The organism is Pseudomonas yamanorum, from assembly GCF_013386765.1.
Taxonomy (GTDB): Bacteria; Pseudomonadota; Gammaproteobacteria; order Pseudomonadales; family Pseudomonadaceae; genus Aquipseudomonas; species Aquipseudomonas yamanorum_A.
This window is the reverse complement of sequence record NZ_JACARE010000003.1, coordinates 328,092-351,268: the sequence shown is the minus strand read 5'-3', so window position 1 is coordinate 351,268 and position 23,177 is coordinate 328,092. Positions and strand designations below refer to the sequence as shown.

Sequence of the window (23,177 nt, the reverse complement as noted above, 5' to 3'; positions counted from 1 at the left end):
ACAGATTCGCTCATTATTGCGCCGCCAGTTCAGTGCCCGGGATGGTCAACACCTGGCCGACCTTCAGTTCATCGGTCTTCAGGTTGTTGGCGCTGCGCAAGGTCGCCGCAGACACCTGGAAACGCACCGCCAGCATCGCCAGGGTGTCGCCCGGCTGCACGCGATGGTCGCGCGGGCCCTGGGCGATTTTCCCGGAGTCACGCAGCCAGGCGATATAAGTGCCTGGCGGCGGGTTCTGCTGGAAGAACTGGCGAACACCGGCGCTGATGGAGCGCGCCAGCGCCTGCTGGTGGCTGGCCGAGGCCAGTTTCGAGGCTTCGTTGGAGTTGGAGATGAACCCGGTTTCCACCAGGATCGATGGAATGTCCGGCGACTTGAGCACCATGAACCCGGCCTGCTCCACACGTTGCTTGTGCAGCGAGGTGACGCGGCCAATGTTGCTCAGGACTTTCTGCCCGACGTTCAGGCTGGAGGTCAGCGAGGCCGTCATCGACAGGTCGAGCAATACACCGGCGAGCATCTTGTCCTTGTCATCGAGGGACACGTTGCCGGCCCCGCCGATCAAGTCGGAACGGTTTTCACTGTCCGCCAGCCAACGGGCCGTCTCGGACGTGGCGCCGCGATCCGACAGGGCAAACACCGAGGCACCAAACGCAGCAGCCGAAGGCGCAGCGTCGGCGTGGATCGAGACGAACAGGTCGGCGCCCTTCTTGCGGGCGATTTCGGTACGGCCACGCAGCGGGATGAAGTAGTCGCCGGTACGGGTCAGCTCGGCGCGATAACCCTTCATGCCATTGATCTGGCGTTGCAGCTCGCGGGCGATGGCCAGTACCACGTCTTTTTCGTGCTGGCCGCGAGAACCGGAGGCGCCTGGGTCTTCGCCGCCGTGGCCGGCATCGATCACCACGATGATGTCGCGCTTGCCCGCCGGAGCAGGCGGCGGTGGCGGCAACTTGACCTGGGGTTGCGATTGGGAGACCGGCACCGCAGGCACCGTCGCGACGCTTGGGGTTGGCGCAGGCGGCGGCGCAGCATCGGCGGCGTTGTCGAACAGGTCGACCACCAGCCGGTTGCCATATTGTGCGTTGGGGGCCAGGACGAAGCTTTTCGGGGTCACGGCCTTTTTCAGGTCGATGACCACCCGCAGATCGGTCGGCGTACGCTGGGCCGAGCGCATCGCGGTAATCGGGGTATTGGCCATGGCGACTTTCAACGGCGCGGCCAGGGTTGCACCGTTGATATCAATCACCAGGCGATCAGGCGCCGTGAGGGTGAAGACGCTGTGCTGGACCGGGCCAGACAGGTCGAATACCAGTCGCGTGTTATCCGGCGCCCGCCACAGGCGAACGCTTTTCACCTGTGAGGCCGCCAGTGCATTGAAAGTCATTGCCGCAAGCAACACCCCTACGACAGTAACCAACGCGCGAAAGCGCATACCTAACCCCATCAATTATTTGAATTCCAATGCCAAGGCGGCGCACCACGACTCGCCGCGCGCGCTCTGGGACAACAACTTCAGCTGACGTCCATGCTTATGCGGGGTAATGGTAATGGTCAGGTCCGGCTTTGGCAAAAAGCCTGTGCCTTTATCTGGCCACTCGATCAGGCACAACGCGTCTTCATCGAAGTAATCGCGGATGCCCATGTATTCCAACTCTTCCGGATCCACCAGCCGATATAAATCGAAATGGAAGGCGCGCACTGTGCCAATCTCGTAGGGCTCCACCAGGGTAAACGTAGGACTCTTTACCGCACCCGTATGGCCCAACCCGCGAATGATGCCCCGGGACAAGGTGGTTTTCCCGGCGCCGAGATCGCCTTCCAGGAAGACCAGGCCCGAGCCTTTTGTGACCTGGGCAATACGGCTGCCGAACGCGACCATGGCATCTTCATCGGCCAGGAAAAGGATTACTTCAGACACGGCGATTGCTCCTCCAGCAACTGACGAATGGCGGGGATCAAGTCACTGGCGGCCAGCCCGCGACCATAGGTGCCTTGGCGATCACCGGCCGTGGCATGCAACCAGACGGCCAGGCAGGCGGCGTCGAATGTCGGCATGCCTTGGGCCAGTAAAGCACCCACAAGACCGGCCAATACGTCGCCCAGGCCAGCGGTTGCCATGGCCGGATGGCCCTGATCACAGCGGGCAACGCGACCGTCGGGGCTGGCGATCAAACTGCCCGCGCCCTTCAGGATCGTTACCGCGTTGAATTTCTGACTCAATGCGCGCGCCACGTTAAGGCGATCGGCCTGAACCTCGGCTGTCGAAATCCCCATCAAACGAGCCGCTTCGCCAGGATGCGGCGTGATCACGCAATTGGCCGGCAGGCTGACGCTGCCCGTCGACAGCAAGTTCAAGGCATCGGCGTCCCAGACTTGCGGCTGTTTGGCGTTGGCCGCCACCGACAGCAGGCTTTTACCCCAAGAAGCCTCGCCCAGGCCCGGGCCAATGACGATCACGGAAATCTTTTCCAACAGGCCCATCAACTGATTGGCCGAGTGCACGCCCACCGTCATCACTTCCGGCAACCGCGCCAGCGCCGCGCCGACGTGCTCGCTGCGGGTCGCCAGGGAAACCAGCCCGGCACCGCTGCGCAAGGCGCTTTCGGTGCTGAGCAGGGCGGCGCCGCCGAAACCCCGGTCGCCGCCGATCAGCAATACATGGCCGAACTGGCCTTTATGGGCGTCCGGGGAACGCGCAGCGAGTTGCGGCAATTGGCCGGGCAACAGGTGCTGAACGTCGGGTATTTCGTGTTTTGTCTGCGGCATGCGTCTTCAAGCTCCGATGTCTGGCAGAATTATACGCATCTAACCTGCGGTTTCTCTTGTTCATGCCTGCTATTACCTACGACCTGCCCGCCCTCGCCCAATCGATCAAAGACTGGGGCCGTGAGCTGGGTTTTCAACAAGTGGGCATCAGCGGCCTGGACCTCGCCGAGCATGAGCAGCACCTGCAAAGCTGGCTCGAGGCCGGCTACCACGGCGAAATGGACTACATGGGCGCCCACGGCAGCAAGCGCTCACACCCTGAAGAACTGGTGCCTGGCACCTTGCGCGTGGTGTCCCTGCGCATGGACTACCTGCCCGGCGACACCCAAATGGCCCAACTGCTGGCCAAGCCCGAAAAAGCCTACATCTCCCGCTACGCCCTGGGCCGCGACTACCACAAGCTGATCCGCAAGCGCGTGCAGCAACTGGCCGACCGCATCCAGGCACAGATCGGCCCTTTCGGCTTTCGCGCCTTTGTCGACAGCGCCCCGGTGCTGGAAAAAGCCATCGCCGAACAGGCCGGGCTCGGCTGGATCGGCAAGAACACCCTGGTGCTCAATCGCAAGGCAGGCAGCTACTTCTTCCTGAGCGAGCTGTTTGTCGACCTGCCGTTGCCGGTCGATCCACCTCACACCACCGAACACTGTGGCCGTTGCACCGCCTGCCTGGACATCTGCCCTACCAACGCCTTCGTCGGGCCTTACGTACTGGACGCCCGACGCTGCATTTCCTACCTGACCATCGAGCTGAAAAGCGCGATCCCGGAGGAGCTGCGCCCCCTGATCGGCAATCGGGTATTCGGCTGCGATGACTGTCAGATCGTTTGCCCGTGGAATCGTTTCGCACGGCCTACCGGCGAAGGCGATTTCAAGCCACGGCACAACCTGGATAACGCAGAACTGGCCGAGCTGTTCATGTGGGACGAGGACAAATTCCTCAGCAACACCGAAGGTTCGCCCCTGCGCCGCGCCGGCTATGAGCGCTGGCTGCGCAACCTGGCGGTGGGCCTGGGCAACGCGCCGTCAAGCATTCCGGTGCTGGAAGCATTGAAGGCGCGACGGGAATACCCGTCGGAACTGGTGCGCGAGCATGTGGAGTGGGCGCTGAACCAGCACGCCGAGCGTCAGTGCACGTCGTCGTTGTAGACGAACTTGGGCATTTCCCAGTGAAAGCGGATCGCCAACAGGCGCAATAGAAAGCCGCTGAACAACGTCAACAGGATGGATTGCTCGCTGGGCAGCTCAAGGTAGAGGCACAGCATGTAGAACCAGGCGGCGAGGAACGACACGCTGGCGTACAGCTCGCGGCGGAAGATCAGCGGAATGTCGTTGCAGAAGATGTCCCGCAGGATGCCGCCGAAGACTCCGGTGATCACACCGCTGACCGATGCCACCAGCATACCATGGCCCATTTCCAGGGCTGTCATGCAGCCGATCAGGGTGAAGGCCACCAGGCCCACGGCGTCCAGCGCCAGGAACAGCGAGCGCAGATGGCGCATCAGCGGCGCGATAAAGATCGTCACCAAGGCCGCAATGGAGGTCAGCACCAGGTATTCCGGGTGTTTGACCCAGGTCAGCGGGTAGTGGCCGAGCAACACGTCACGCACCGAACCACCGCCCAGCGCCGTCACACAGGCGATCAGCACCACACCGAACCAGTCCATGCCGCGCCGCCCGGCGGACAAGGCGCCGGTCATGGCTTCGGCGGTGATGGCGATGAGGTAGAGCATCAGCAGCATGATGGCGATCCTTGCAAAGAGGCGCGCAGTCTAATCATTTGGTGATGGCACCAAAAGGGGGCGAGCGCTTGAGAGCTTAAAGCTCTTGCTGATGTGGCGAGGGAGCTTGCTCCCGTTGGACGGCGCAGCAGGCCCATTTTTCAGGGCCGCTTCGCAGCCCAGCGGGAGCAAGCTCCCTCGCCACAACAGCTCCTCACTACGCCGCGAGTCAGAACTTGATGAAATGCTTGCGGTAATGCTGCAGCTCGGCAATCGACTCGCGAATATCATCCAGCGCCAGGTGAGTGCTGCCCTTGTGGAAGCTGTCTTTGACTTCCGGCGCCCAGCGCGCGGCCAGTTCCTTCAGGGTCGACACGTCCAGGTTGCGGTAGTGGAAGTAGCTTTCGAGCGCCTTCATGTGGGTATAAAGAAAGCGGCGGTCCTGGCAGATGCTGTTGCCGCAGATCGGCGACTTGCCCTTGGGCACCCACTTTTCCAGGAAGGCGATGGTCTCAGCTTCCGCCTCGGCCATGCTCACGCGGCTGTCACGCACACGCTGGGTCAGGCCCGAGTTGCCGTGGGTGCGGGTGTTCCACTCGTCCATGGTGGCCAGCACCGCGTCGCTGTGGTGGATGGCGATCACCGGACCTTCGGCCAAGGTGTTGAGATTGCTGTCGGTGACAATGGTGGCCATCTCGATGATGACGTCGGTGTCAGGGTTCAGACCGGTCATTTCCAGATCGATCCAAATCAGATTCTGTGGGTTTTGCATGTCGTGGTTCCTTGGCACCTTGGCGTAGCTGCGCAGTTTAGCAGGCAGGGCGTGCTAGACTCGCGACCGTTTTACCTAACCTTTGCATTATCGACACGGAACACCAATGGCCAAACGCCAGCTCAACCGTCGCCAAAACTGGCGCATCGAAAAGATTCAGGGTGAACGCGCTGCCCGCGCCGCCAAACGTGAATCCTCCGCCGTGGAAGCGCTTGAGGGCGGCGACCTTGGCCCCGAGCAAACCGGCCTGGTGATCGCGCACTTTGGTGTGCAGGTCGAAGTCGAGGCCACCGAAGGCGATATCGCAGGCCAGGTGTTCCGTTGCCACTTGCGCGCCAACCTGCCTGCGCTGGTGACCGGCGACCAGGTAGTGTGGCGTGCCGGCAACCAGGGCATCGGCGTGATCGTCGCCCAGTTGCCGCGCACCACCGAACTGCGCCGCCCCGACAGCCGTGGCCAGCTCAAGCCAGTGGCGGCCAACGTCGACATGATCGTCATCGTCTTCGCGCCACTGCCCGAGCCCCACGCCAACCTGATCGACCGCTACCTGGTAGCGGCCGAGCACGCCGGCATTCGCCCGCTGTTGCTGCTGAACAAGTTCGACCTGATCGACGAGCAGAACGCCCCTGCGCTCAATGCGCTGCTGGCGGTGTACCGCACCCTCGGCTACCCGGTGCTGGAAGTCTCGGCGCATCACGGCAATGGCATGGAACAGTTGCAGACCGAACTGGACGGGCGCATCAGCGTGTTCGTCGGCCAGTCGGGCGTGGGCAAGTCGTCCCTGGTCAACAGCCTGTTGCCGGAAGTTGAAACCCGCGTGGGTCCATTGTCGGAGCTGTCCGGCCAGGGCACCCACACCACCACCACCGCGCGGTTGTTCCACTTCCCGGGCGGCGGTGAACTGATCGACTCCCCGGGGATTCGTGAATTCGGCCTGGGCCACGTCAGCCGTGCCGACGTTGAAGCGGGCTTCATCGAGTTCAACGACTTGATCGGCACCTGCCGCTTCCGCGATTGCAAACACGACCGCGAGCCGGGTTGCGCCCTGCTCAAGGCCCTGGAAGACGGCCGTGTGCAGCAGCAGCGGATGAACAGCTATCGCTCGATCATCGCCAGCTTGCCCGAGACCAGCTATTAACGTGTAGGAGCGAACTTGCTCGCGAAAAGCTTGAGGACGCCGCGTACATTCAGATGGCACGCGCCATCGTTAACGTCCTTCGCGAGCAAGCTCGCTCCTACAGGATGGGGCAGATACAAAAAGGCCGCGATCATCGCGGCCTTTTTGTATCCGGCTTACGAGCCAGTGGCTGGCTGAGTCGGATCCTTCACCCCGCCATCATCAAACAGGTTCAGCTTCTGCCGTAGCTCATGAGCCGGCAACGGCTCCTGCCCCGGTGGCAGTGCGTTCGGGTCCACCGGCACTTCGCCCGGCGCCCCTTCACCCTGGGTCGGTGCCGGCGGCGGCGTCGGTTGGTCACCTTCAATCGCACGCTGGGCCTTTTTGGTCAGCACGACGATATCGATGCGCCGGTTGATCGGGTTGAACGGATCCTTGGGATCAAACAGCTGCGAGGAAGCAAACCCCACCACTCGCGCCACTTGCGGGTCGGGATAGCTGCCCGCGACCAGTGCACGACGCGCGGCATTGGCGCGGTTGGCCGAGAGTTCCCAGTTGCCGAAGTCGCCCTGGCCCGCATACGGTTTGGCGTCGGTGTGGCCGCTGATGCTGATCTTGTTCGGCACCGCCTTGATGGTGTCGGCCATGGCCAGCAGGATGTCTTCAAAGTACGGCTTCAACCGCGCACTGCCAGAGTCGAACATCGGCCGGTTGGCAGCGTCGGTGATCTGGATGCGCAACCCATCCGGGGTAATCTCGAAGGAAATCTGATCCTTGAACTTCAGCAGTTGCGGGTTTTCCTCAACCTTGGTTTGCAGTTCTTGCAGTAGCAGCTCCAGGCGTTCCTGCTCGACCTGGTCAGCCATGGCCTCGACGGTATCGCGCTCGATCGGAATTTTTTCCTGGGGCGAATCGGTCTTGATTTCCGGGTTGATGGTGCGCTCGGGCGCCAGTTGCGGCGAGCCACCGAGGTCGATCACAAAAGGCGTACCGCTCTCGGAGAAACCGATGGGGTCCTTGAAGTAACCGGCAATGGCGATCTTCTGTTCCGGCGTGGCGGTGGACATCAGCCACAGCACCAGGAAGAACGCCATCATCGCCGTCGCAAAGTCGGCGAAGGCGATTTTCCAGGCGCCGCCATGGTGTCCCGCAGCGAAGCGCTTGACGCGCTTGATGATGATCGGCTGGTTGTTTTCCATGGCTTAGCGACCGCGAACCGCTTGTTCCAGCTCAGCGAAGCTTGGACGGTGCTTCGGATACAGAACCTTGCGCCCGAACTCCACTGCCAGCGATGGCGGCATGCCGGAAGCCGACGCTACCAGGCAGGCCTTGATCGCTTCGTACAAATTCACTTCTTCCTTGGCATCGTGGGCCAGGGAAGTGGCCAGCGGGCCGAAGAAACCATAGGCCGCGAGAATACCGAAGAAAGTACCCACCAGTGCCGCACCTACGTGCATGCCGATGGCCTTCTGGTCGCCTTCACCGAGGGAGGCCATGGTCACCACGATCCCGAGAACCGCGGCAACAATACCAAAGCCGGGCATGCCGTCGGCGATGCCGGTCACGGCGTGGGACGGGTGCTCCAGCTCTTCCTTGAGGCTGAACAGCTCCATGTCGAACAAGCCTTCCAGCTCATGGGGCGCCATGTTGCCGGACGACATGATGCGCAGGTAATCGCAGATGTAGGCGGTCATGCGCTCGTCTTTGAGTACCGCCGGGTACTTGGCGAAAATCGGGCTCGCCGCGGCGTCTTCAATGTCGCCTTCGATGGCCATCATGCCTTCACGGCGGCTCTTGTTGAGGATCTCGTAGATCAGCCCCAACACTTCCAGGTAGAAGGTGTGGGAGAAGCGCGAGCTGAACATGCCCAGCGACTTCTTGATCACGTGCATGGTCATGTAGCCAGGGTTGGCTTGCAGGAATGCGCCGAACGCCGCACCGCCGATAATCAGCACTTCGAAGGGCTGGATCAGCGCCGCAATCTTGCCGTGGGAAAGGACGTATCCGCCGAGCACGCTCGCGATGACGACGATGATGCCGATAATTTTAGCCATAGGGGATGAGTACTTGCGCCGTCGGGTTCAGGGTCATATTCGCAAGAGTTGAAAACTCTTGTTCTACTTATCGGCAAATCTGCGCCAGACTATAGCGCGTTAAGGCGAAAAAACAGTTCGGCCCGTCCCGGGCGTGTTGACCGCAAGTGATGATCGCGCCCCAATCATGGCAAACGAAACGACAGTCCCAACTCAAAAACCCAATTCGCTGGCCGCCTGGATAAAGCGCCTGGACGCCGTGCTATTGCCTGTTCCGCAGGCCAGCCACGACCGCGTGTGCAAGGCCATCGGCGACAACCGCAGTTCGTTGCGGGATATTGCAGAGCTGATGCAGAACAGTCCGGCGCTGGTGCTCAGCGTGATGCGCGAGGCCAACAACCAGGCCCACGGCAGCCTCGCAGAGCCGGCGGAAAATCTTGAAGTGGCGATCAATCGCCTCGGCCTCAAACGCACCGAGGAACTGCTGGCTCGCCTGCCTTCGGTGCCACTTGGTGAAATCCCCTTGGCCCTGCGCCAGTTGCAGATGATCAGCCAGCACGCTTCGCAACAAGCCAGCGGCCTGTTTGCCAGCCGCCTGGCGCGCTTGTGGCAAGACATTCACTGGGGCAGCCTGCTGTTCCTTTCGCCGCTGTGGCCGATGGCGATTGCCTATCCCAAGCTGCTGGAAGAGTGGGAACTGCGGGTGATCCACAAAGGCGAATCGGCACGCACCGTCGAGCAGGAAGTGTTCGGCGTGCGCCTGCTGGACCTGTGCCTGGGATTGACCGAGGCTTGGCGCCTGCCGATCTGGGTGTCCCAGGGTTATACGTTGCTGCTCACGGAGCAACGCCTGCTGGTCAAGGCGCTGCACATTGCCCGTGAAGACGAGCCCTTGCGCCAACAGCAGTTGCTGGATGCCGACCCCAACCTGCGCCGCTGGCTGAACCAGCCGGCCAATACCGTGTTGCTCGCCAATGGGCTGGCGCTGGCGGCGCAGGAATCGTGGACCTGCCCACACACCCAGCGCTGGCAATACCTGACTGCGCTTTACCTGCAACAACCGTTGGCCGAGGTGCAACAACAGTCTCACCAACACGCGGCGATCAGTGCCCGCACGACCCTGATGCGCGATCTCTGGCACCCGGCGCTGTCGTTGATCTGGCCATGGGACGTACAACGCGTTCACCACGGCTTGCTGCCGGCACCGCCGCCCACTGCCGAAGCCTTGGCGATCTGGCGCAAGCGCTGTACCGAATTGCTCGTAGAGCCAAACCGCTTTGCCAACGCCATGCACCTGACCACCTGCGCCAAGGAAGCCCTGGTGGCCTGTGGCATGCAGCGGGTGATGCTGCTGATGGCAGACAAAACCCTGAGCACCCTGCGGGTGCATCAAGTCGACGGCCTGCCGAAGGACGCCGACCACATGAGCCTCGACGTGGCGCAAAGCACCCTGCTGCAACGCCTGCTGGCCAAGTCCGCCCAGGTGCGCCTCAACCCCGACAACCACGCCCAGTTCTCGGCATTGCTGCCGCCGGAACTGCGCCGCCTGTTCAAGGGCGAGCACCTGCTGCTGCGCTCCCTGAGTTGCAACGGCCGGGTGGTGATGCTGATGGTGGCCGACCAGGGCGGCGGGCCGCTCTCGGAAACCACCGTGCAGGCTTTCGGCAAAACCGCCCAATGCATCGAAAAAGCCCTGCACAGCTTTACCAACCGCAGCGCCTGATGCTTGCGCTACAATCGCCCTCCTTTAGCGCCCAACTTTTATGCCCAGGAGACCTCACATGCCTGACTTCTCTGGCTTGCCGCTGGTCATCGAGGCCAGTGACCTGCTCGGTCGCCTCGATGCCGAACATCTGATTCTGGTGGACCTCACCAGCGCCGCGCGTTACGCCGAAGGGCATATCCCCGGCGCACGTTTCGTCGACCCCAAGCGCACCCAACTGGGACAGGCACCGGCGCCGGGCCTGCTACCGAACAAAGCCGATCTTGAAAAGCTGTTCGGCGAACTGGGCCATACCCCGGATGCCACCTACGTGGTGTACGACGACGAAGGCGGTGGCTGGGCCGGCCGATTCATCTGGATGCTCGATGTGATCGGCCACAAGAAATACCACTACCTCGACGGCGGCCTGCTGGCGTGGCTGGAAGAACAACACCCCGTATCCACTGAGGTCCCGGCCAGCGCCGGCGGCCCGGCCAGCCTGACACTGCATGAAGAACCCACTGCTACCCGCGAGTACCTGCAAAGCCGCCTCGGCGCTGCCGACCTCGGCATCTGGGACGCCCGCGGCCCGCTGGAATACTCCGGGGAGAAAGTCCTCGCGGCCAAGGGTGGACACATCCCGGGCGCGGTGAACTTCGAATGGACCGCCGGCATGGACAAGGCACGCCAACTGCGCATTCGCCGCGACATGCCGCAGATCCTCGAAGACCTCGGGCTGACCCGCGACAAAGAAATCATCACCCACTGCCAGACTCACCACCGTTCTGGCTTCACCTACCTGGTGGCCAAGGCGCTCGGTTATCCGCGAGTCAAAGGTTATGCCGGTTCCTGGGGCGAATGGGGCAACCACCCCGACACCCCCGTCGAGATTTAAGGTTTAAGGACAGTTAATGAAAAAGCAGTTGTTCATCCTCAGCCAGTACTTGCTGCCCCACCACCTGCTGTCGCGGCTGGCCGGCTGCATTGCCGAATGCCGCGTGCGCTGGTTCAAGAATGCGTTCACCGCGTGGTTCGCCAAGCGTTATCAAGTGGACATGTCCCAGGCCCTGGTTGAAGACCTGACGGCTTACGAGCACTTCAACGCCTTCTTCACCCGCGCGCTGAAAGACGGTGCCCGGCCACTGGACCAAACCCCAGGCGCCGTATTGAGCCCGGCCGATGGTGCCGTCAGCCAGTTGGGCCCGATTGAGCACGGCCGGGTGTTCCAGGCCAAGGGCCACAGCTTCAGCGTACTGGAATTGCTCGGCGGTGATTCGGCGGTGGCTGCGCCGTTCATGGGCGGCGATTTCGCCACCATCTACCTGTCACCAAAGGACTACCACCGGGTGCACATGCCACTGGCCGGCACCCTGCGGGAAATGGTCTACATCCCAGGCCGCATCTTCTCGGTGAACCAGACCACCGCCGAAAACGTGCCGGAGCTGTTTGCACGTAACGAGCGTGTTGCCTGCATTTTCGACACCGAACGCGGCCCGATGGCCGTGGTACTGGTGGGCGCGATGATCGTGGCGTCGATCGAGACGGTATGGGCTGGCCTGGTAACGCCGCCGAAGCGCGAGCTGAAAACCTTCCGTTACGACGAAGCTGCCCGTGGCCCGATCCACCTGGAAAAAGGTGCGGAAATGGGGCGCTTCAAGCTGGGTTCGACAGCCATCGTGCTGTTTGGGCCGGACCAGGTGAAATGGTCGGAAGAACTGCTGGCGGGCACGCCGGTGCAGATGGGCCAGGGCATCGCACTGCCGAAAGCCTGACTACGACCTCTGTAGGAGCTGGCTTGCCGGCGATGCGATCCTGAGGACGCCATCGCCGGCAAGCCGGCTCCTACAAAGTGTGTGTATTAGAGCTGACCGTCGCGGTCGCGGAAGCCCAGCAGGTACAACACGCCATCCAGCCCCAAGGTTGAAATCGCCTGTTTGGCCGATTGCTTGACCAGCGGCTTGGCGCGGAACGCCACACCCAACCCGGCAATCGCCAGCATTGGCAAGTCATTCGCCCCGTCGCCGACCGCAATGGTCTGCTCCAGACGCAACCCTTCCTTGTGTGCCAATTCCCGCAGCAGATCAGCTTTACGCTGAGCGTCGACAATCGGCTCTACCGCCACGCCTGTCACCTTGCCGTCCACCACTTCCAGCTCGTTGGCGAACACATAGTCGATGCCCAGCTTGGCCTGCAATTGCTTGGCGAAGTAAGTGAAGCCGCCCGACAGGATCGCAGTCTTGTAGCCCAGGCGCTTGAGTTCGGCGAACAGGGTCTCGGCGCCTTCGGTCAGGCGCAGGGAGGCGCCGATGGAGTCCAGCACGCTTACATCCAGGCCTTTGAGCAAGGCCAGGCGTTCCTTGAAGCTGGCACGGAAATCCAGCTCGCCGGCCATGGCCCGCTCGGTGATTTCCGAGACTTGCTCACCCACGCCGGCAGCCTTGGCCAATTCATCGATGACTTCGGCTTCGATCAGCGTCGAGTCCATGTCGAACACCGCCAGGCGGCGATTGCGACGGAACAGCGAATCCTCCTGGAAGGCGATATCGACATTCAGCTCCTGGGCAACACTCAGGAATTCAGCACGTAAAGCCTGTGGGTCCGCCGGTTCGCCGCGCACGGAGAACTCGATGCAGCCCTTGCCTTTGTCCGCCGGAGTGTCCAGCGGCATACGACCCGACAGACGGTCAATATGGTCGATATTCAAACCGTACTGGGCGGTAATCGAACTGACACGCTGCAATTGTTCCGCCGTCACCTTGCGGGTCAACAGCGTCACGATATGGCGTTTCTTGCCCTGGCCGGCGACCCAGTTCTGGTAGTCCTCTTCGGACACCGGGGTGAAACGCACCTGCTGATCCAGCTTATACGCCGTAAACAGGATGTCCTTGAGCACGGACGACGCCTGCTCGGTGCTTGGGATTTCCACCAGGATGCCGAACGACAGCGTGTCGTGAATCACCGCCTGGCCGATGTCGAGAATGTTCACACCACCCTGGGCCAGAACACCGGTTATGGCGGCGGTGAGACCCGGACGGTCCTCACCGGTGATGTTAATCAGGACAATTTCGCGCAAAGCGCACCCCCGAGCTGGAAAAAAACCGCATTCTACCCACTTTCAGTGACCATCGGGCACAGCCAGCGCTTTGCCGGTCTTGGGCCTGTCGCTATACTGCGCCTCAACTTCACGGACTAAAGAGCCGAGCTTAAGTGAACCGGCCCACGCCAGTAAAAACCGATAACTTCTTCCTGCTGATCTTCCGGGCACTGCGCCACCGCCGTGTACCGATCGCATTACGCATCGCCAGCCATAACGTGATCCTGGTCGCCCTGGCCCTGGTCATCTACGCCTGCGTGATGGGTTTGCAGTTCAAACAGGCCATGCACGAGCAAGCCGACGCCTTGGGCGAGAGCCTGACCACCCAGACCGCCACCTCGGCGACTGAGTTGTTGGTGTCCAATGACATCCTCAGCCTCAACGTGCTGCTCAACAACCTGACCAAGAACCCGCTGGTGGCCCACGCCGCTATTTATAGCGTGGACAACCGGATCATGGCCGAAGCCGGGCAACGCCCGAAAAACGGCCTGCTGGGTGAAGCCGAAGGCCTGTACCAGAGCAATATCACGTTTCAGGACGTGAAGGCCGGCCAACTGCGCATCAGCCTGGACATGCAACAGTTCCAGCAGCCGATGACCATCAGCCTGCAAAGCATGGGCATCCTGAGCGCGATCCTGCTGGCACTGTCTCTGGCCTTGAGCCTGCGGCTGGGTCGGCATATCTCCACGCCCCTGATGCAACTGCGCATCTGGCTGCGGGATATCGACGAACATACCCCGGCCACCGACCGCCAGGACGAAATTGGCGACCTCGCCCGCCAATTGCACACCAGCTTCGCGCCGGAGCCTGTGGTGCCCGAGGTTGAACCCGAGCCCGAGTTCGACGATACCGATTACGAAGACGACGAACCCGAGTTTGAAGTACGCAACCTGCGCGACCCGAGCTTCGACGAGTCAGCACCGGTGGCAGGCCTCAAGCCGGCTGCCCGTCATGTGATAAAGGCAGAAGAAGACGAACTGGAGGAAGAAGACCCGTTCGCCGACCTTCGCGACAATTCAGCGCCAACCACCGCCGTTGCGCCGCAACCGGCTCCGGTGCGAAATACCCAGCCCCAGCACAGCGCCGTATTGGCCGTGCAGTTGGGCGCGCAGGATCAACTGCGCCGCCTGCCACGGGCACGCCTGACCGAGTTGCTGGAACGTTATCGTGATTGCCTCGACCAGGCGGCTTCGCTGTATCAGAGCGAGCTGCACACCCTGAATGACGGCAGCACGCTGATGCTGTTCCACAGCGAAGACAGCGGTGAAGACTACCTGACCAACGCCATCTGCTGCGGTGAACTGCTGCGGGCCCTCGGCCATGCGCTGCAGATCGAAGTGGCTGACAGCGGCATCACCCTGCAGCTGCAATTGGGCCTGACGGTGGGCGACGACCTGTATGGCATGAGCCAGATTGATCTGCTGCTGACCGAGATCGCCCAGGACGCCCTGGCCTTGTCGCAACACAGCCGCAACCTGCTGCTGGTGGAGCGCAAGATCAGTGACGACGTACTGATCCGCCAGCGTGCGCGCATCCGCCCGATTGCCAGCCCTGAAGGTGCGTGCTGTGTGGAGCGGTTGATGGAGCCTTACCCGTCGATGCTTGAGCGCCAACTGGCGCGGATGCATGAGACGCGGGCAAAGAACTAACCTTGAGCCAATAAAAAGCCCGCCAATGATCACTCATTGGCGGGCTTTTTTATGGCTCTCTGTAGGAGCGAGCTTGCTCGCGAAGATCGTCAACGATTACGCAGGCTTACTGAGAAAACGTGTCGCTCTTGTGTTTTTCGCGAGCAAGCTCGCTCCTGCAGTGGGCCTTTTCGTGGGTGTGTCAGGTCAGAACCTGAACACTTCCATGTCGGTACGAATCGGCACGGCCATCGGCATCTTCGGCTTCTCCGGAGCTGCCGGCTTAGCCTGCGCCGGCGCCTGTTTGCGTGGCGCCTCTGCAACCGCCGGCTGATTGGCCAATGGCTTGAGGGCCACGGACAACTGCTGTGCCAGGTTCTGCAACAGGACGCCCTGGGCCTGAACCTGGGACGCCGTGGTGCCGGAGTGTTCTTCCTGCAAATGCACGATGCGGTTATCCCGCACCTGGCCGCGACGGTCGATCAACCGCCACTGTGCATCCAGGATCGCCGGCTGGGACACACCCGAGTCCAGCCGCGTGATGGTCAGCAAAACCTGCACGTCCGGGGTGAAACCCGTCGGTGCCGGCGCCAATACCACACGCTGGCTGTCCAGATGGCCAGCCACCTGGCGCAACATCAACTGATTGATGTCGGACGACAGGCTACCGGCCCAGCGACCATCTGTGGAACCTTGCAGGCTGCCGTCGTTCTGACGTTGCAGCAGGGTTTCGCGTTGCAGGTAGTCGGCCACTACCACCGGGCCGAGCAATACGGCCATGCCGGCACTTTGTGCAGGCTGAGCCGGACTTCCACTGTCCAGCTGATACAGCGACACAGGTTGATGTGTGCTGCAACCCGCCAGGCCCAAAAGACCAGCGAGCAACAAAATTAAAGGAAGGCGCGGAGCAGTCATCATCCCATCCAGGTGGCTGCCACAAGGCGAACCACAATGTAATACTCAAAAATAACCTGTACGCGCTCAGCCACGCCGGCGCTGGAAAGGCCATATCATCCGTGAATATGCGCCGTGACTCCAGCGCGAAAGCGTCGATCTACGGGTTAAATCGTAGATCGGGCGCTCTATATCGCGTTAAACGGGCGTTTCCACCAATAATGCGTCCACTCGCTGGAAGCCGCGCGGCAGTTTGTTGCCGCGACGACCCCGCTCACCCTTGTAGTGCTCGAGGTCGTCAGGGCGCAGCGACAACGTGCGCTTGCCGGCCTGCAGCACCAGGGTCGAGCCTTCCGGGATCACTGCGATGTCGGTCACGTACTCTTCGCGACTGGCCACCCGCTCCCCGGGAATACCAATAATCTTGTTGCCCTTGCCTTTGCCCAACTGCGGCAAGTCACTGATCTTGAACACCAACAGGCGACCTTCAGTGGTCACCGATGCAAGCCAATTGCCTTCACGGTCTTCCACCGTACGCGGCAGGATCACCTTGGCGTTGTTCGGCAGGCTCAGCAACGCCTTGCCCGCCTTGTTCTTGGCCTGCAGGTCTTCACCCTTGACCACGAACCCGTAGCCGGCATCGGAGGCGATGACGTACAGCGAATCATCGTCCGGCAGCAGCACGCATTCAAAATTCGCTCCCGGCGGCGGTGTCAGGCGCCCGGTCAACGGCTCGCCCTGCCCCCGTGCTGACGGCAAGGTGTGCGCCGGTACCGAATAGCTGCGACCGGTGGAGTCGATAAATACCGCAAACTGGTTGGAGCGCCCGGCCGCGGAGGTTTTGAAACCATCGCCGGCCTTGTACGACAAGCCAGTGGCGTCAATATCATGCCCTTTGGCTGAGCGAACCCAACCCTTTTCCGACAGAACGACGGTAATTTTCTCGTTGGGCAGCAGCTCGGTTTCGGTCAGGGCCTTGGCTTCGGCGCGCTCGACGATTGGCGAGCGGCGGTCGTCGCCATAGGTTTCGGCGTCCTTGATCAGCTCGGTGCGTACCAGCTTCTTCAGCTTGGCCTCGCTGCCCAGCAGGGCCTGGAGCTTGGCTTGCTCCTTGAGCAGCGCGTCTTGTTCGTCACGCAGCTTCATTTCTTCCAGGCGCGCCAACTGACGCAGACGGGTGTCGAGGATGTAGTCGGCCTGGATTTCGCTGAGCTCGAAGCGCGCGATCAGCTCGGCCTTCGGGTGCTCGGCGGTCCGGATGATATGGATCACTTCATCCAGGTTGAGGTAGGCAATCAGCAAGCCGTCCAACAGGTGCAGGCGGCGCTCGACCTTGTCCAAGCGGAATTGCAGGCGACGACGCACGGTCTGTACCCGGAACTCCAGCCATTCCACCAGCAATGCCCGCAGGTTCTTCAACTGCGGCTTGCCGTCCAGGCCAATGATATTGATGTTGACCCGGTAGCTGGATTCCAGCTCGGTGCTGGCGAACAAGTGCTGCATCAGCACTTCATGGTCGACCCGGCTGTTGGTCGGGATGATCACGATGCGGCATGGGTTTTCGTGGTCGGACTCGTCACGCAGGTCGGCCACTTGCGGCAACTTCGACGGCTTGGCCTGCATCAGCGCGGCGATCTGCTCCAGCACCTTGGCGCCGGACACCTGATGCGGCAGCGCGGTGACAATGATGTCGCCGTCTTCGATGTGGTACACGGCGCGCATGCGCACCGAGCCTTTACCGGTCTGGTAGATTTTCAGCAGGTCGGCGCGAGGCGTGATGATTTCCGCTTCGGTCGGGTAGTCCGGACCCTGGATGTGCTCGCAGAGCTGCTCCACGGTCGCCTTCGGCTCGTCCAGCAAACGCACGCACGCGGTGGCTACTTCCCGCAGGTTGTGAGGCGGTACGTCAGTGGCCATGCCCACGGCGATGCCGGTGGTGCCATTGAGCAGGATGTTCGGCAAACGTGCCGGCAACACCAGCGGTTCGTCGAGGGTGCCGTCGAAGTTCGGGCCCCAGTTGGCCGTACCCTGGCCGAGTTCGCTGAGCAGCACTTCCGAATACCGCGACAGGCGTGCTTCGGTGTAACGCATGGCCGCGAAGGACTTGGGATCATCCGGCGCACCCCAGTTACCCTGGCCGTCCACCAGCGTGTAGCGGTAGCTGAACGGCTGGGCCATCAGCACCATGGCTTCGTAGCACGCCGAGTCGCCGTGGGGGTGGAACTTGCCGAGCACGTCACCGACGGTACGCGCCGACTTCTTGTGCTTGGAGTCAGCGTCCAGGCCCAACTCACTCATCGCATAGATAATGCGCCGCTGTACGGGCTTCAGGCCGTCGCCGATATGCGGCAAGGCACGGTCCATGATCACGTACATGGAGTAGTTGAGGTAGGCATTTTCGGTGAAGTCAGCCAGCGACCGGCGTTCAACGCCGTCTAAGCTGTCTGCAAGGATGTCACTCATGCGGGCCTCATCATTGTTTGGTCTGGCGCAGCAGCAAGGTGCCGCTGCGCTGGGTAAATTCAAGTTGTTTCAATGCACTCATGCCCAGCAATACCTGGTCATCGCCCAGCCCCGGCACCACCAGGGCACGCACGTCCTGCAGGACGATATCGCCCAGTTGCAGGCGGCCCAGTTCGGTCCGAAAACCTTGGGTTCGCCCGTTGGCAGTGCTCACGCCAACCGGCATGCCGCGCTTAAGCCCGAGACGGTCGGCCAATTCGGCCGGAACCGCCACGTCGGTGGCTCCGGTGTCGAGCATGAACTCCACCGGCCGGCCGTTGATCTGGCCAGTAGCCACAAAATGCCCTTGGCCGTTGCCCAGCAGTTTTACTTCGACATAACCCTCGTGCTGCTCCGAGGTCACCACGGCATTGGGATTTTCCTGATGCTTTTCCCACTGCCCAAAAAACCGTGTTGCCAAAAACAAGCCGGCGCCCCATGCCACGAACATCAACACTCGTCCGGCGCGCTTGCCGGGCGCCTGCGCACTCATGGCTTGGCGCTCCAGCCACCCGCAGGGGCGGCGAAACGATAGACCACCGGCCGCTTTTCGCCATCGGCGCGTGCGCCGAAGTTGTTATCCAGGCCAATCCAGGCACCCTCGCTATCCACCACCAACGCTTCGGCCAGGCCGTAGGGCTGATTGTATTGGCGTTGCGGCGCCAGCATTTCATCGGCGTAGGACCAGCATTGCTCGACCTTCGCCGTCACGGTGTCACGACGGCACAACTGGAACTGGCTGCTTTCGAGGGTAAACAGCTTGCCCTCGAACAGCGCAACGTCAGAGAAATTCCGCGAAACTGCCTTGGCCTTGGGCATCTGTGCCGGCTGCATCTCGGTGCCCGCCTCGCTCAACAATACGCAAGGGCCGTCACAATCCCAGAGGGTTTGCGGGCGCTTGATGGAAATCAACCCACGCCGCTCACGCTCGGCGGCCAACCAGATCTGATTGCCCTCGGGGTTCACCGCCAGGCCTTCAAACAACGCATTGAAGTGCAGCAACAAGCCACTGGCCCGCGCTTCACGAACCATGCCCGGGGCGATCTTCAGCCACTCAGGCTCACCGGCCACCGGCACCTGCAGCACCGCCGCGTGGGCTTCACTGACGATGTAGCGGTTACCCGCGGCATCGCAGCTGATGCCTTCAAAATCCAGGTCACCACCCCGAATCAACGAAGCTGCCTTGGTGCGCGAACGCAAACCAAAGGGCAACCCGGACTCCGGCACCGGCGGCACATTGATCTTCACCGTTTCGGCCTGCCAGGTATCGGCACTGATATCCAGCCGGTAGATCTGGTCGTCGTCGCGGTCGGACACCGTCCACAAGTCTTTACCGCACAAGGCCAGGCCCGACAGGTTACCGCCGCGCATGCCTTCCACCGGGTGTTCCGACAACAACTTCAGCTCAGCCGCAGGCGCTGCGACCACCTGGGTGGCCGCCAACCCGCTCAACAACAGAATCGCCAGGGCGAAACCGCTGCGCATCAGCCCAGAACCTCGGCCAGGTTGCCCTTGGACTCCAGCCAGTTCTTGCGATCCGGCGCACGTTTCTTCGCCAGCAACATATCCATCATTTCCGACGTGGCGGCGAAATCTTCCAGGGTCAATTGCACCAGGCGCCGGGTATTCGGGTCCATGGTGGTTTCCCGCAGTTGCGGCGGGTTCATCTCACCCAGGCCTTTGAATCGGGTGACCTGAGGCTTGCCGCGTTTCTTCTCGGCCACCAGGCGGTCGAGAATGCCATCGCGCTCGGCTTCGTCCAGGGCGTAGAAAATCTCTTTGCCCAAGTCGATGCGGTACAGCGGCGGCATGGCGACGTAGACGTGACCGGCATCCACCAACGGACGGAAATGCTGGACGAACAGCGCGCAAAGCAAGGTCGCGATGTGCAAGCCGTCGGAGTCGGCGTCGGCGAGGATGCAGATCTTGCCGTAGCGCAGCTGGCTCATGTCCGCCGCGCCCGGGTCGACACCGATGGCCACGGCGATGTTGTGCACTTCCTGGCTGGCCAGCACTTCGCTGCCGTCGACTTCCCAGGTGTTGAGGATCTTGCCGCGCAGCGGCAGGATCGCCTGGAATTCCTTGTCCCGCGCTTGCTTGGCGGAACCGCCGGCGGAATCACCTTCCACCAGGAACAGTTCGGAACGCATCGGGTCTTGCCCGGCGCAGTCCGCCAGCTTGCCCGGGAGTGCCGGGCCCTGGGTGATGCGCTTGCGCTCGACTTTCTTGCTGGCCTTCAGGCGGCGGCCGGCGTTGTTGATTGCCAGCTCCGCCAGGGCCAGGCCCAACTCAGGGTGTTCGTTGAGCCACAGGCTGAACGCGTCCTTGACCACACCGGAAACAAACGCGGCGGCCTCGCGGGACGACAGGCGTTCCTTGGTCTGGCCGGAGAATTGCGGCTCCTGCATTTTCATCGACAGGACGAACGCGATCCGCTCCCAGACGTCTTCCGGCGCCAGCTTCACACCACGCGGCAGCAGGCTGCGGTATTCGCAGAATTCGCGCATGGCGTCCAGCAGGCCCTGGCGCAACCCGTTGACGTGGGTGCCGCCCTGGGCGGTCGGGATCAGGTTGACGTAGCTTTCCTGAACGCTGTCGCCGCCTTCCGGCAGCCACAGCAAGGCCCAATCCACAGCTTCTTTATTACCGGCCAGGCTGCCGCAGAACGGCTCGTTGGGCAGGCGTTCGAAGTCGCTGACGGAGTCTTCCAGGTAGGAGCGCAGGCCGTCTTCGTAGTGCCACTCGACCTTTTCGCCGGTGCCTTTGTCTTCAAAGCTGACCAGCAGGCCCGGGCACAAAACGGCCTTTGCCTTGAGCACGTGCTTGAGGCGGCTGATGGAAAATTTGGGTGAGTCGAAGTATTTCGGGTCCGGCGCGAAGTACACGCTGGTGCCGGTGTTGCGCTTGCCGACGGTGCCGATCACTTCCAGATCGGTGGCTTTGTAGCCATCGGCGAAGGTCATCTGGTACTCGTTGCCGTCGCGCTTGACCTTGACCCGCACGTGGTTCGACAAGGCGTTGACCACGGAAATACCCACACCGTGCAAGCCACCGGAGAACTGGTAGTTCTTGTTGGAGAACTTGCCACCGGCGTGCAGCTTGGTAAGGATCAGCTCGACGCCCGACACACCCTCTTCCGGGTGAATGTCCACCGGCATGCCGCGACCATCGTCGGACACTTCCAGGGAATGGTCGGCGTGAAGGATGACTTGTACCGACTTGGCGTGCCCGGCCAAGGCTTCGTCGACGCTGTTGTCGATGACTTCCTGGGCAAGGTGGTTCGGCCGACTGGTGTCGGTGTACATGCCGGGGCGTTTGCGCACCGGGTCGAGGCCCGAGAGGACTTCGATGGCGTCGGCGTTATAAGAGCTAGCGCTGGGAGTGGCCATGGGGTCTCGTCGTGAGTCGTTCGATTAAAAAGTAACCTGCGGTTTCACAATGCGGTGAAATCGAAGGATTGGTACTGATCTGCGCCAATGCCGGCAAAACTCAACAGCGCCGGTAACTGTTGCGCGAAGCCCTGGTAACCATGATCGCCACCGGCCTGGATGCGCAAGGCACAGGCCCGGTAATACTGCTGGGCGAGCCGATAATCCAGTGTTTCATCGCCGGTCTGCAACCACACCTGATAACGCTGGCCGTCCTGGGGCGCCGGCACTTCCAGCTCGGCCAGGGCCGCGACATGGTCGTGGGTCAATTCCCAGGTCTCATCGGTGTAGAGGTTCTTCTGGGTGCCCAGGTAACCGTCGAACATCCGATGAGGGCTGACCGCCGGGTTGACCAGCAAGGCGTTGAGGCCATGGCGTTCGGCAAGATGGGTTGCATAGTAGCCGCCGAGTGAGCTGCCTACCAGCAGTGGCCTTCCGAGGTCACGGATAGCCGCCTCCAACTGGGGGATCGCCTCGCGGGGGTGGTGATGCAGGGCCGGCACGCGCAGTTGGTCGGCCAGACCGAGGCTGTCCATCACGGTGATCAGTTGGCTGGCCTTGTTGGAGGCCGGCGCGCTGTTGAAACCGTGGATATACAAGATCGATGCGGACATTCCGGGTCCTCTGTGGGTCAGCCAAAGAGGCGCAGTTTACAGGGAAATTTCAGTAGCCGTTGCTACCGTAATCCACCTGGAAAGCAAAGCCTTCGACCCTTTCGACGCCGGTCTCCAACCGTCCGTCGGCATGCAGGCGCAGCCAGCGGTAACCGGGCGCCTGCTCGCTCACCTTGAAGTCCTCGCTGCCCGGAGCGAACTGGATGCAGGTAGACGGCGACGCCAGCAGGCGCACGCCGTTGCGTTCGCGGTCGATTTCCTGATGCACATGGCCCCAGAGCACCGCGCGCACCTGCGGGAACCGATCCAGCACCGCAAACAACGCCTCGGGGTTGCGCAGGCCGATGGGTTCCATCCAGGCGCAACCGATGGACACCGGATGATGGTGGAAACACACCAGATGATGACGAGTCGGCGCTTCGCTCAACGATTGTGCCAGCAGTTGCAGTTGCTGGTCCTGCAAGTAACCCGGCACCGAGCCCGGCACCGCCGAGTCCAGCAAGGTAACGCGCCAGTTACCCACGTCCACCACCGGCTCCAGCAAGGCACTGTTGATTGCCGCTTGCTGCATCACCTGCGGCTCATCGTGGTTCCCCGGAATCCAGCGCGCCGGCGCCTCGATCTGCCGGCTCATGTCGCGAAACGCCTGATAGGACGCAAGCGTGCCGTCCTGGGACAAATCCCCGGTGGCCAGCACCAGGTCAATCTGCGGCTGCTGCGCCAGCACCGTTTCGATGACCCGCTGCAGGCTGTCGCGGGTATTCATGCCCAGCAGCCCGCCGTCCGCCTCGGCAAACAGGTGGCTGTCGGACAACTGCACCAGCAACGCCGAAGCGTCAGGATTCAAGGCGGATACGCTCGGCAAGGCGTTCTCCCAGGGCGTGATCACAGGAATGGACATTTGAGG

Annotated in this window: 21 protein-coding genes; 6 read left to right on the top strand and 15 right to left on the bottom strand. The window is 61.9% G+C overall.

Annotation, left to right across the window (positions count from 1 at the left end; genetic code table 11):
* Positions 1–13: 13 nt before the first annotated feature.
* The 3 genes from HX875_RS02190 to HX875_RS02180 are packed head-to-tail and all read right to left on the bottom strand — an operon-like array spanning position 14 to position 2,769.
* Complete coding sequence (locus tag HX875_RS02190; protein ID WP_218170869.1) at positions 14–1,447, bottom strand: N-acetylmuramoyl-L-alanine amidase; 1,434 nt, start codon at positions 1,445–1,447, stop codon at positions 14–16.
* A 3-nt stretch (positions 1,448–1,450) separates the two neighbouring features.
* Positions 1,451–1,921, bottom strand: a complete 471-nt coding sequence (tsaE, locus tag HX875_RS02185; protein WP_177041279.1) for a tRNA (adenosine(37)-N6)-threonylcarbamoyltransferase complex ATPase subunit type 1 TsaE — start codon at positions 1,919–1,921, stop codon at positions 1,451–1,453.
* The gene (locus HX875_RS02180) at positions 1,909–2,769 is read right to left on the bottom strand and encodes an NAD(P)H-hydrate dehydratase (RefSeq protein WP_177041278.1); all 861 of its coding nucleotides are present in this window, start codon (positions 2,767–2,769) and stop codon (positions 1,909–1,911) included. Before HX875_RS02180 ends, tsaE begins: the two co-directional genes overlap by 13 nt.
* A gap of 62 nt (positions 2,770–2,831) precedes the next feature.
* On the opposite strand from HX875_RS02180, the gene queG reads away from it, so the two are divergent.
* The gene (gene queG, locus HX875_RS02175) at positions 2,832–3,914 is read left to right on the top strand and encodes a tRNA epoxyqueuosine(34) reductase QueG (protein ID WP_177041276.1); all 1,083 of its coding nucleotides are present in this window, start codon (positions 2,832–2,834) and stop codon (positions 3,912–3,914) included.
* Here queG and HX875_RS02170 read toward each other — a convergent pair.
* Both HX875_RS02170 and orn read right to left on the bottom strand, forming a co-directional pair.
* On the bottom strand, positions 3,893–4,510 hold the full coding sequence (locus HX875_RS02170) for a trimeric intracellular cation channel family protein (RefSeq protein WP_176159752.1): 618 nt from the start codon (positions 4,508–4,510) through the stop codon (positions 3,893–3,895). The two genes, queG and HX875_RS02170, sit on opposite strands and share 22 nt — an antisense overlap.
* Before the next feature lie 205 nt (positions 4,511–4,715).
* Positions 4,716–5,258 (bottom strand): oligoribonuclease, encoded by a 543-nt coding sequence (orn, locus tag HX875_RS02165; RefSeq protein ID WP_003217529.1) that lies wholly within the window; start codon positions 5,256–5,258, stop codon positions 4,716–4,718.
* A gap of 106 nt (positions 5,259–5,364) precedes the next feature.
* Between orn and rsgA the strand changes: the two genes are divergently transcribed.
* Positions 5,365–6,396 carry a small ribosomal subunit biogenesis GTPase RsgA gene (gene rsgA / locus HX875_RS02160; RefSeq protein WP_177041275.1) on the top strand — a complete coding sequence of 344 codons (1,032 nt, stop codon included), beginning with the start codon at positions 5,365–5,367 and terminating at the stop codon, positions 6,394–6,396.
* 155 nt (positions 6,397–6,551) lie between these two features.
* On the opposite strand, the gene motB is transcribed toward rsgA, so the two are convergent.
* Entirely contained in the window at positions 6,552–7,574 is a 1,023-nt protein-coding gene (motB, locus tag HX875_RS02155; RefSeq protein ID WP_177041273.1) for a flagellar motor protein MotB, read from the bottom strand.
* A 3-nt stretch (positions 7,575–7,577) separates the two neighbouring features.
* Positions 7,578–8,429 carry a flagellar motor stator protein MotA gene (gene motA, locus HX875_RS02150; RefSeq protein ID WP_003217532.1) on the bottom strand — a complete coding sequence of 284 codons (852 nt, stop codon included), beginning with the start codon at positions 8,427–8,429 and terminating at the stop codon, positions 7,578–7,580.
* Positions 8,430–8,595: 166 nt separating this feature from the next.
* On the opposite strand from motA, the gene HX875_RS02145 reads away from it, so the two are divergent.
* Genes HX875_RS02145 through asd form a run of 3 tightly spaced genes read left to right on the top strand, consistent with a single transcriptional unit; the run spans position 8,596 to position 11,882 of the window.
* Positions 8,596–10,131 (top strand): HDOD domain-containing protein, encoded by a 1,536-nt coding sequence (locus HX875_RS02145; RefSeq protein WP_177041271.1) that lies wholly within the window; start codon positions 8,596–8,598, stop codon positions 10,129–10,131.
* A 58-nt stretch (positions 10,132–10,189) separates the two neighbouring features.
* On the top strand, positions 10,190–11,005 hold the full coding sequence (locus tag HX875_RS02140; protein WP_177041269.1) for a rhodanese-like domain-containing protein: 816 nt from the start codon (positions 10,190–10,192) through the stop codon (positions 11,003–11,005).
* A 16-nt stretch (positions 11,006–11,021) separates the two neighbouring features.
* Positions 11,022–11,882, top strand: coding sequence for an archaetidylserine decarboxylase (gene asd / locus HX875_RS02135; protein ID WP_177041267.1), 861 nt, complete (start codon positions 11,022–11,024; stop codon positions 11,880–11,882).
* Positions 11,883–11,968: 86 nt separating this feature from the next.
* Here asd and serB read toward each other — a convergent pair whose 3' ends face one another.
* Positions 11,969–13,183 carry a phosphoserine phosphatase SerB gene (gene serB / locus HX875_RS02130; protein WP_177041265.1) on the bottom strand — a complete coding sequence of 405 codons (1,215 nt, stop codon included), beginning with the start codon at positions 13,181–13,183 and terminating at the stop codon, positions 11,969–11,971.
* 134 nt (positions 13,184–13,317) lie between these two features.
* Between serB and HX875_RS02125 the strand changes: the two genes are divergently transcribed.
* Positions 13,318–14,853 carry an AhpA/YtjB family protein gene (locus tag HX875_RS02125; protein WP_177041263.1) on the top strand — a complete coding sequence of 512 codons (1,536 nt, stop codon included), beginning with the start codon at positions 13,318–13,320 and terminating at the stop codon, positions 14,851–14,853.
* 186 nt (positions 14,854–15,039) lie between these two features.
* Here the strand turns inward: HX875_RS02125 and HX875_RS02120 are convergent, their stop codons facing one another.
* The 7 genes from HX875_RS02120 to cpdA form a co-directional block, all read right to left on the bottom strand.
* Positions 15,040–15,747: a PqiC family protein gene (locus HX875_RS02120; protein WP_177041260.1), complete on the bottom strand. Its 708-nt coding sequence runs from the start codon at positions 15,745–15,747 to the stop codon at positions 15,040–15,042.
* A 177-nt stretch (positions 15,748–15,924) separates the two neighbouring features.
* Positions 15,925–18,189 carry a DNA topoisomerase IV subunit A gene (parC, locus tag HX875_RS02115; protein WP_169386512.1) on the bottom strand — a complete coding sequence of 755 codons (2,265 nt, stop codon included), beginning with the start codon at positions 18,187–18,189 and terminating at the stop codon, positions 15,925–15,927.
* A 10-nt stretch (positions 18,190–18,199) separates the two neighbouring features.
* Positions 18,200–18,721, bottom strand: a complete 522-nt coding sequence (locus HX875_RS02110; RefSeq protein WP_177041258.1) for a retropepsin-like aspartic protease family protein — start codon at positions 18,719–18,721, stop codon at positions 18,200–18,202.
* The gene (locus HX875_RS02105; protein ID WP_177041256.1) at positions 18,718–19,713 is read right to left on the bottom strand and encodes an esterase-like activity of phytase family protein; all 996 of its coding nucleotides are present in this window, start codon (positions 19,711–19,713) and stop codon (positions 18,718–18,720) included. Before HX875_RS02105 ends, HX875_RS02110 begins: the two co-directional genes overlap by 4 nt.
* Complete coding sequence (gene parE / locus HX875_RS02100; protein WP_177041254.1) at positions 19,713–21,617, bottom strand: DNA topoisomerase IV subunit B; 1,905 nt, start codon at positions 21,615–21,617, stop codon at positions 19,713–19,715. The genes HX875_RS02105 and parE overlap by 1 nt, the downstream gene beginning before the upstream one ends.
* A gap of 44 nt (positions 21,618–21,661) precedes the next feature.
* Positions 21,662–22,270: a YqiA/YcfP family alpha/beta fold hydrolase gene (locus tag HX875_RS02095; protein WP_177041252.1), complete on the bottom strand. Its 609-nt coding sequence runs from the start codon at positions 22,268–22,270 to the stop codon at positions 21,662–21,664.
* A 49-nt stretch (positions 22,271–22,319) separates the two neighbouring features.
* Complete coding sequence (gene cpdA, locus HX875_RS02090; protein WP_177041526.1) at positions 22,320–23,135, bottom strand: 3',5'-cyclic-AMP phosphodiesterase; 816 nt, start codon at positions 23,133–23,135, stop codon at positions 22,320–22,322.
* Positions 23,136–23,177: the final 42 nt, after the last annotated feature.

What these genes read in the sequence shown, in the direction of transcription:
- parE (WP_177041254.1), bottom strand. Translation starts at nt 21,617, where the DNA reads ATGGCCACTCCCAGCGCTAGCTCTTATAACGCCGACGCCATCGAAGTC.
- HX875_RS02110 (WP_177041258.1), bottom strand. Translation starts at nt 18,721, where the DNA reads ATGAGTGCGCAGGCGCCCGGCAAGCGCGCCGGACGAGTGTTGATGTTC.
- HX875_RS02140 (WP_177041269.1), top strand. Translation starts at nt 10,190, where the DNA reads ATGCCTGACTTCTCTGGCTTGCCGCTGGTCATCGAGGCCAGTGACCTG.
- motB (WP_177041273.1), bottom strand. Translation starts at nt 7,574, where the DNA reads ATGGAAAACAACCAGCCGATCATCATCAAGCGCGTCAAGCGCTTCGCT.
- HX875_RS02105 (WP_177041256.1), bottom strand. Translation starts at nt 19,713, where the DNA reads ATGCGCAGCGGTTTCGCCCTGGCGATTCTGTTGTTGAGCGGGTTGGCG.
- HX875_RS02180 (WP_177041278.1), bottom strand. Translation starts at nt 2,769, where the DNA reads ATGCCGCAGACAAAACACGAAATACCCGACGTTCAGCACCTGTTGCCC.
- HX875_RS02145 (WP_177041271.1), top strand. Translation starts at nt 8,596, where the DNA reads ATGGCAAACGAAACGACAGTCCCAACTCAAAAACCCAATTCGCTGGCC.
- rsgA (WP_177041275.1), top strand. Translation starts at nt 5,365, where the DNA reads ATGGCCAAACGCCAGCTCAACCGTCGCCAAAACTGGCGCATCGAAAAG.
- HX875_RS02120 (WP_177041260.1), bottom strand. Translation starts at nt 15,747, where the DNA reads ATGACTGCTCCGCGCCTTCCTTTAATTTTGTTGCTCGCTGGTCTTTTG.
- asd (WP_177041267.1), top strand. Translation starts at nt 11,022, where the DNA reads ATGAAAAAGCAGTTGTTCATCCTCAGCCAGTACTTGCTGCCCCACCAC.
- HX875_RS02190 (WP_218170869.1), bottom strand. Translation starts at nt 1,447, where the DNA reads ATGGGGTTAGGTATGCGCTTTCGCGCGTTGGTTACTGTCGTAGGGGTG.
- orn (WP_003217529.1), bottom strand. Translation starts at nt 5,258, where the DNA reads ATGCAAAACCCACAGAATCTGATTTGGATCGATCTGGAAATGACCGGT.
- HX875_RS02095 (WP_177041252.1), bottom strand. Translation starts at nt 22,270, where the DNA reads ATGTCCGCATCGATCTTGTATATCCACGGTTTCAACAGCGCGCCGGCC.
- motA (WP_003217532.1), bottom strand. Translation starts at nt 8,429, where the DNA reads ATGGCTAAAATTATCGGCATCATCGTCGTCATCGCGAGCGTGCTCGGC.
- parC (WP_169386512.1), bottom strand. Translation starts at nt 18,189, where the DNA reads ATGAGTGACATCCTTGCAGACAGCTTAGACGGCGTTGAACGCCGGTCG.
- queG (WP_177041276.1), top strand. Translation starts at nt 2,832, where the DNA reads ATGCCTGCTATTACCTACGACCTGCCCGCCCTCGCCCAATCGATCAAA.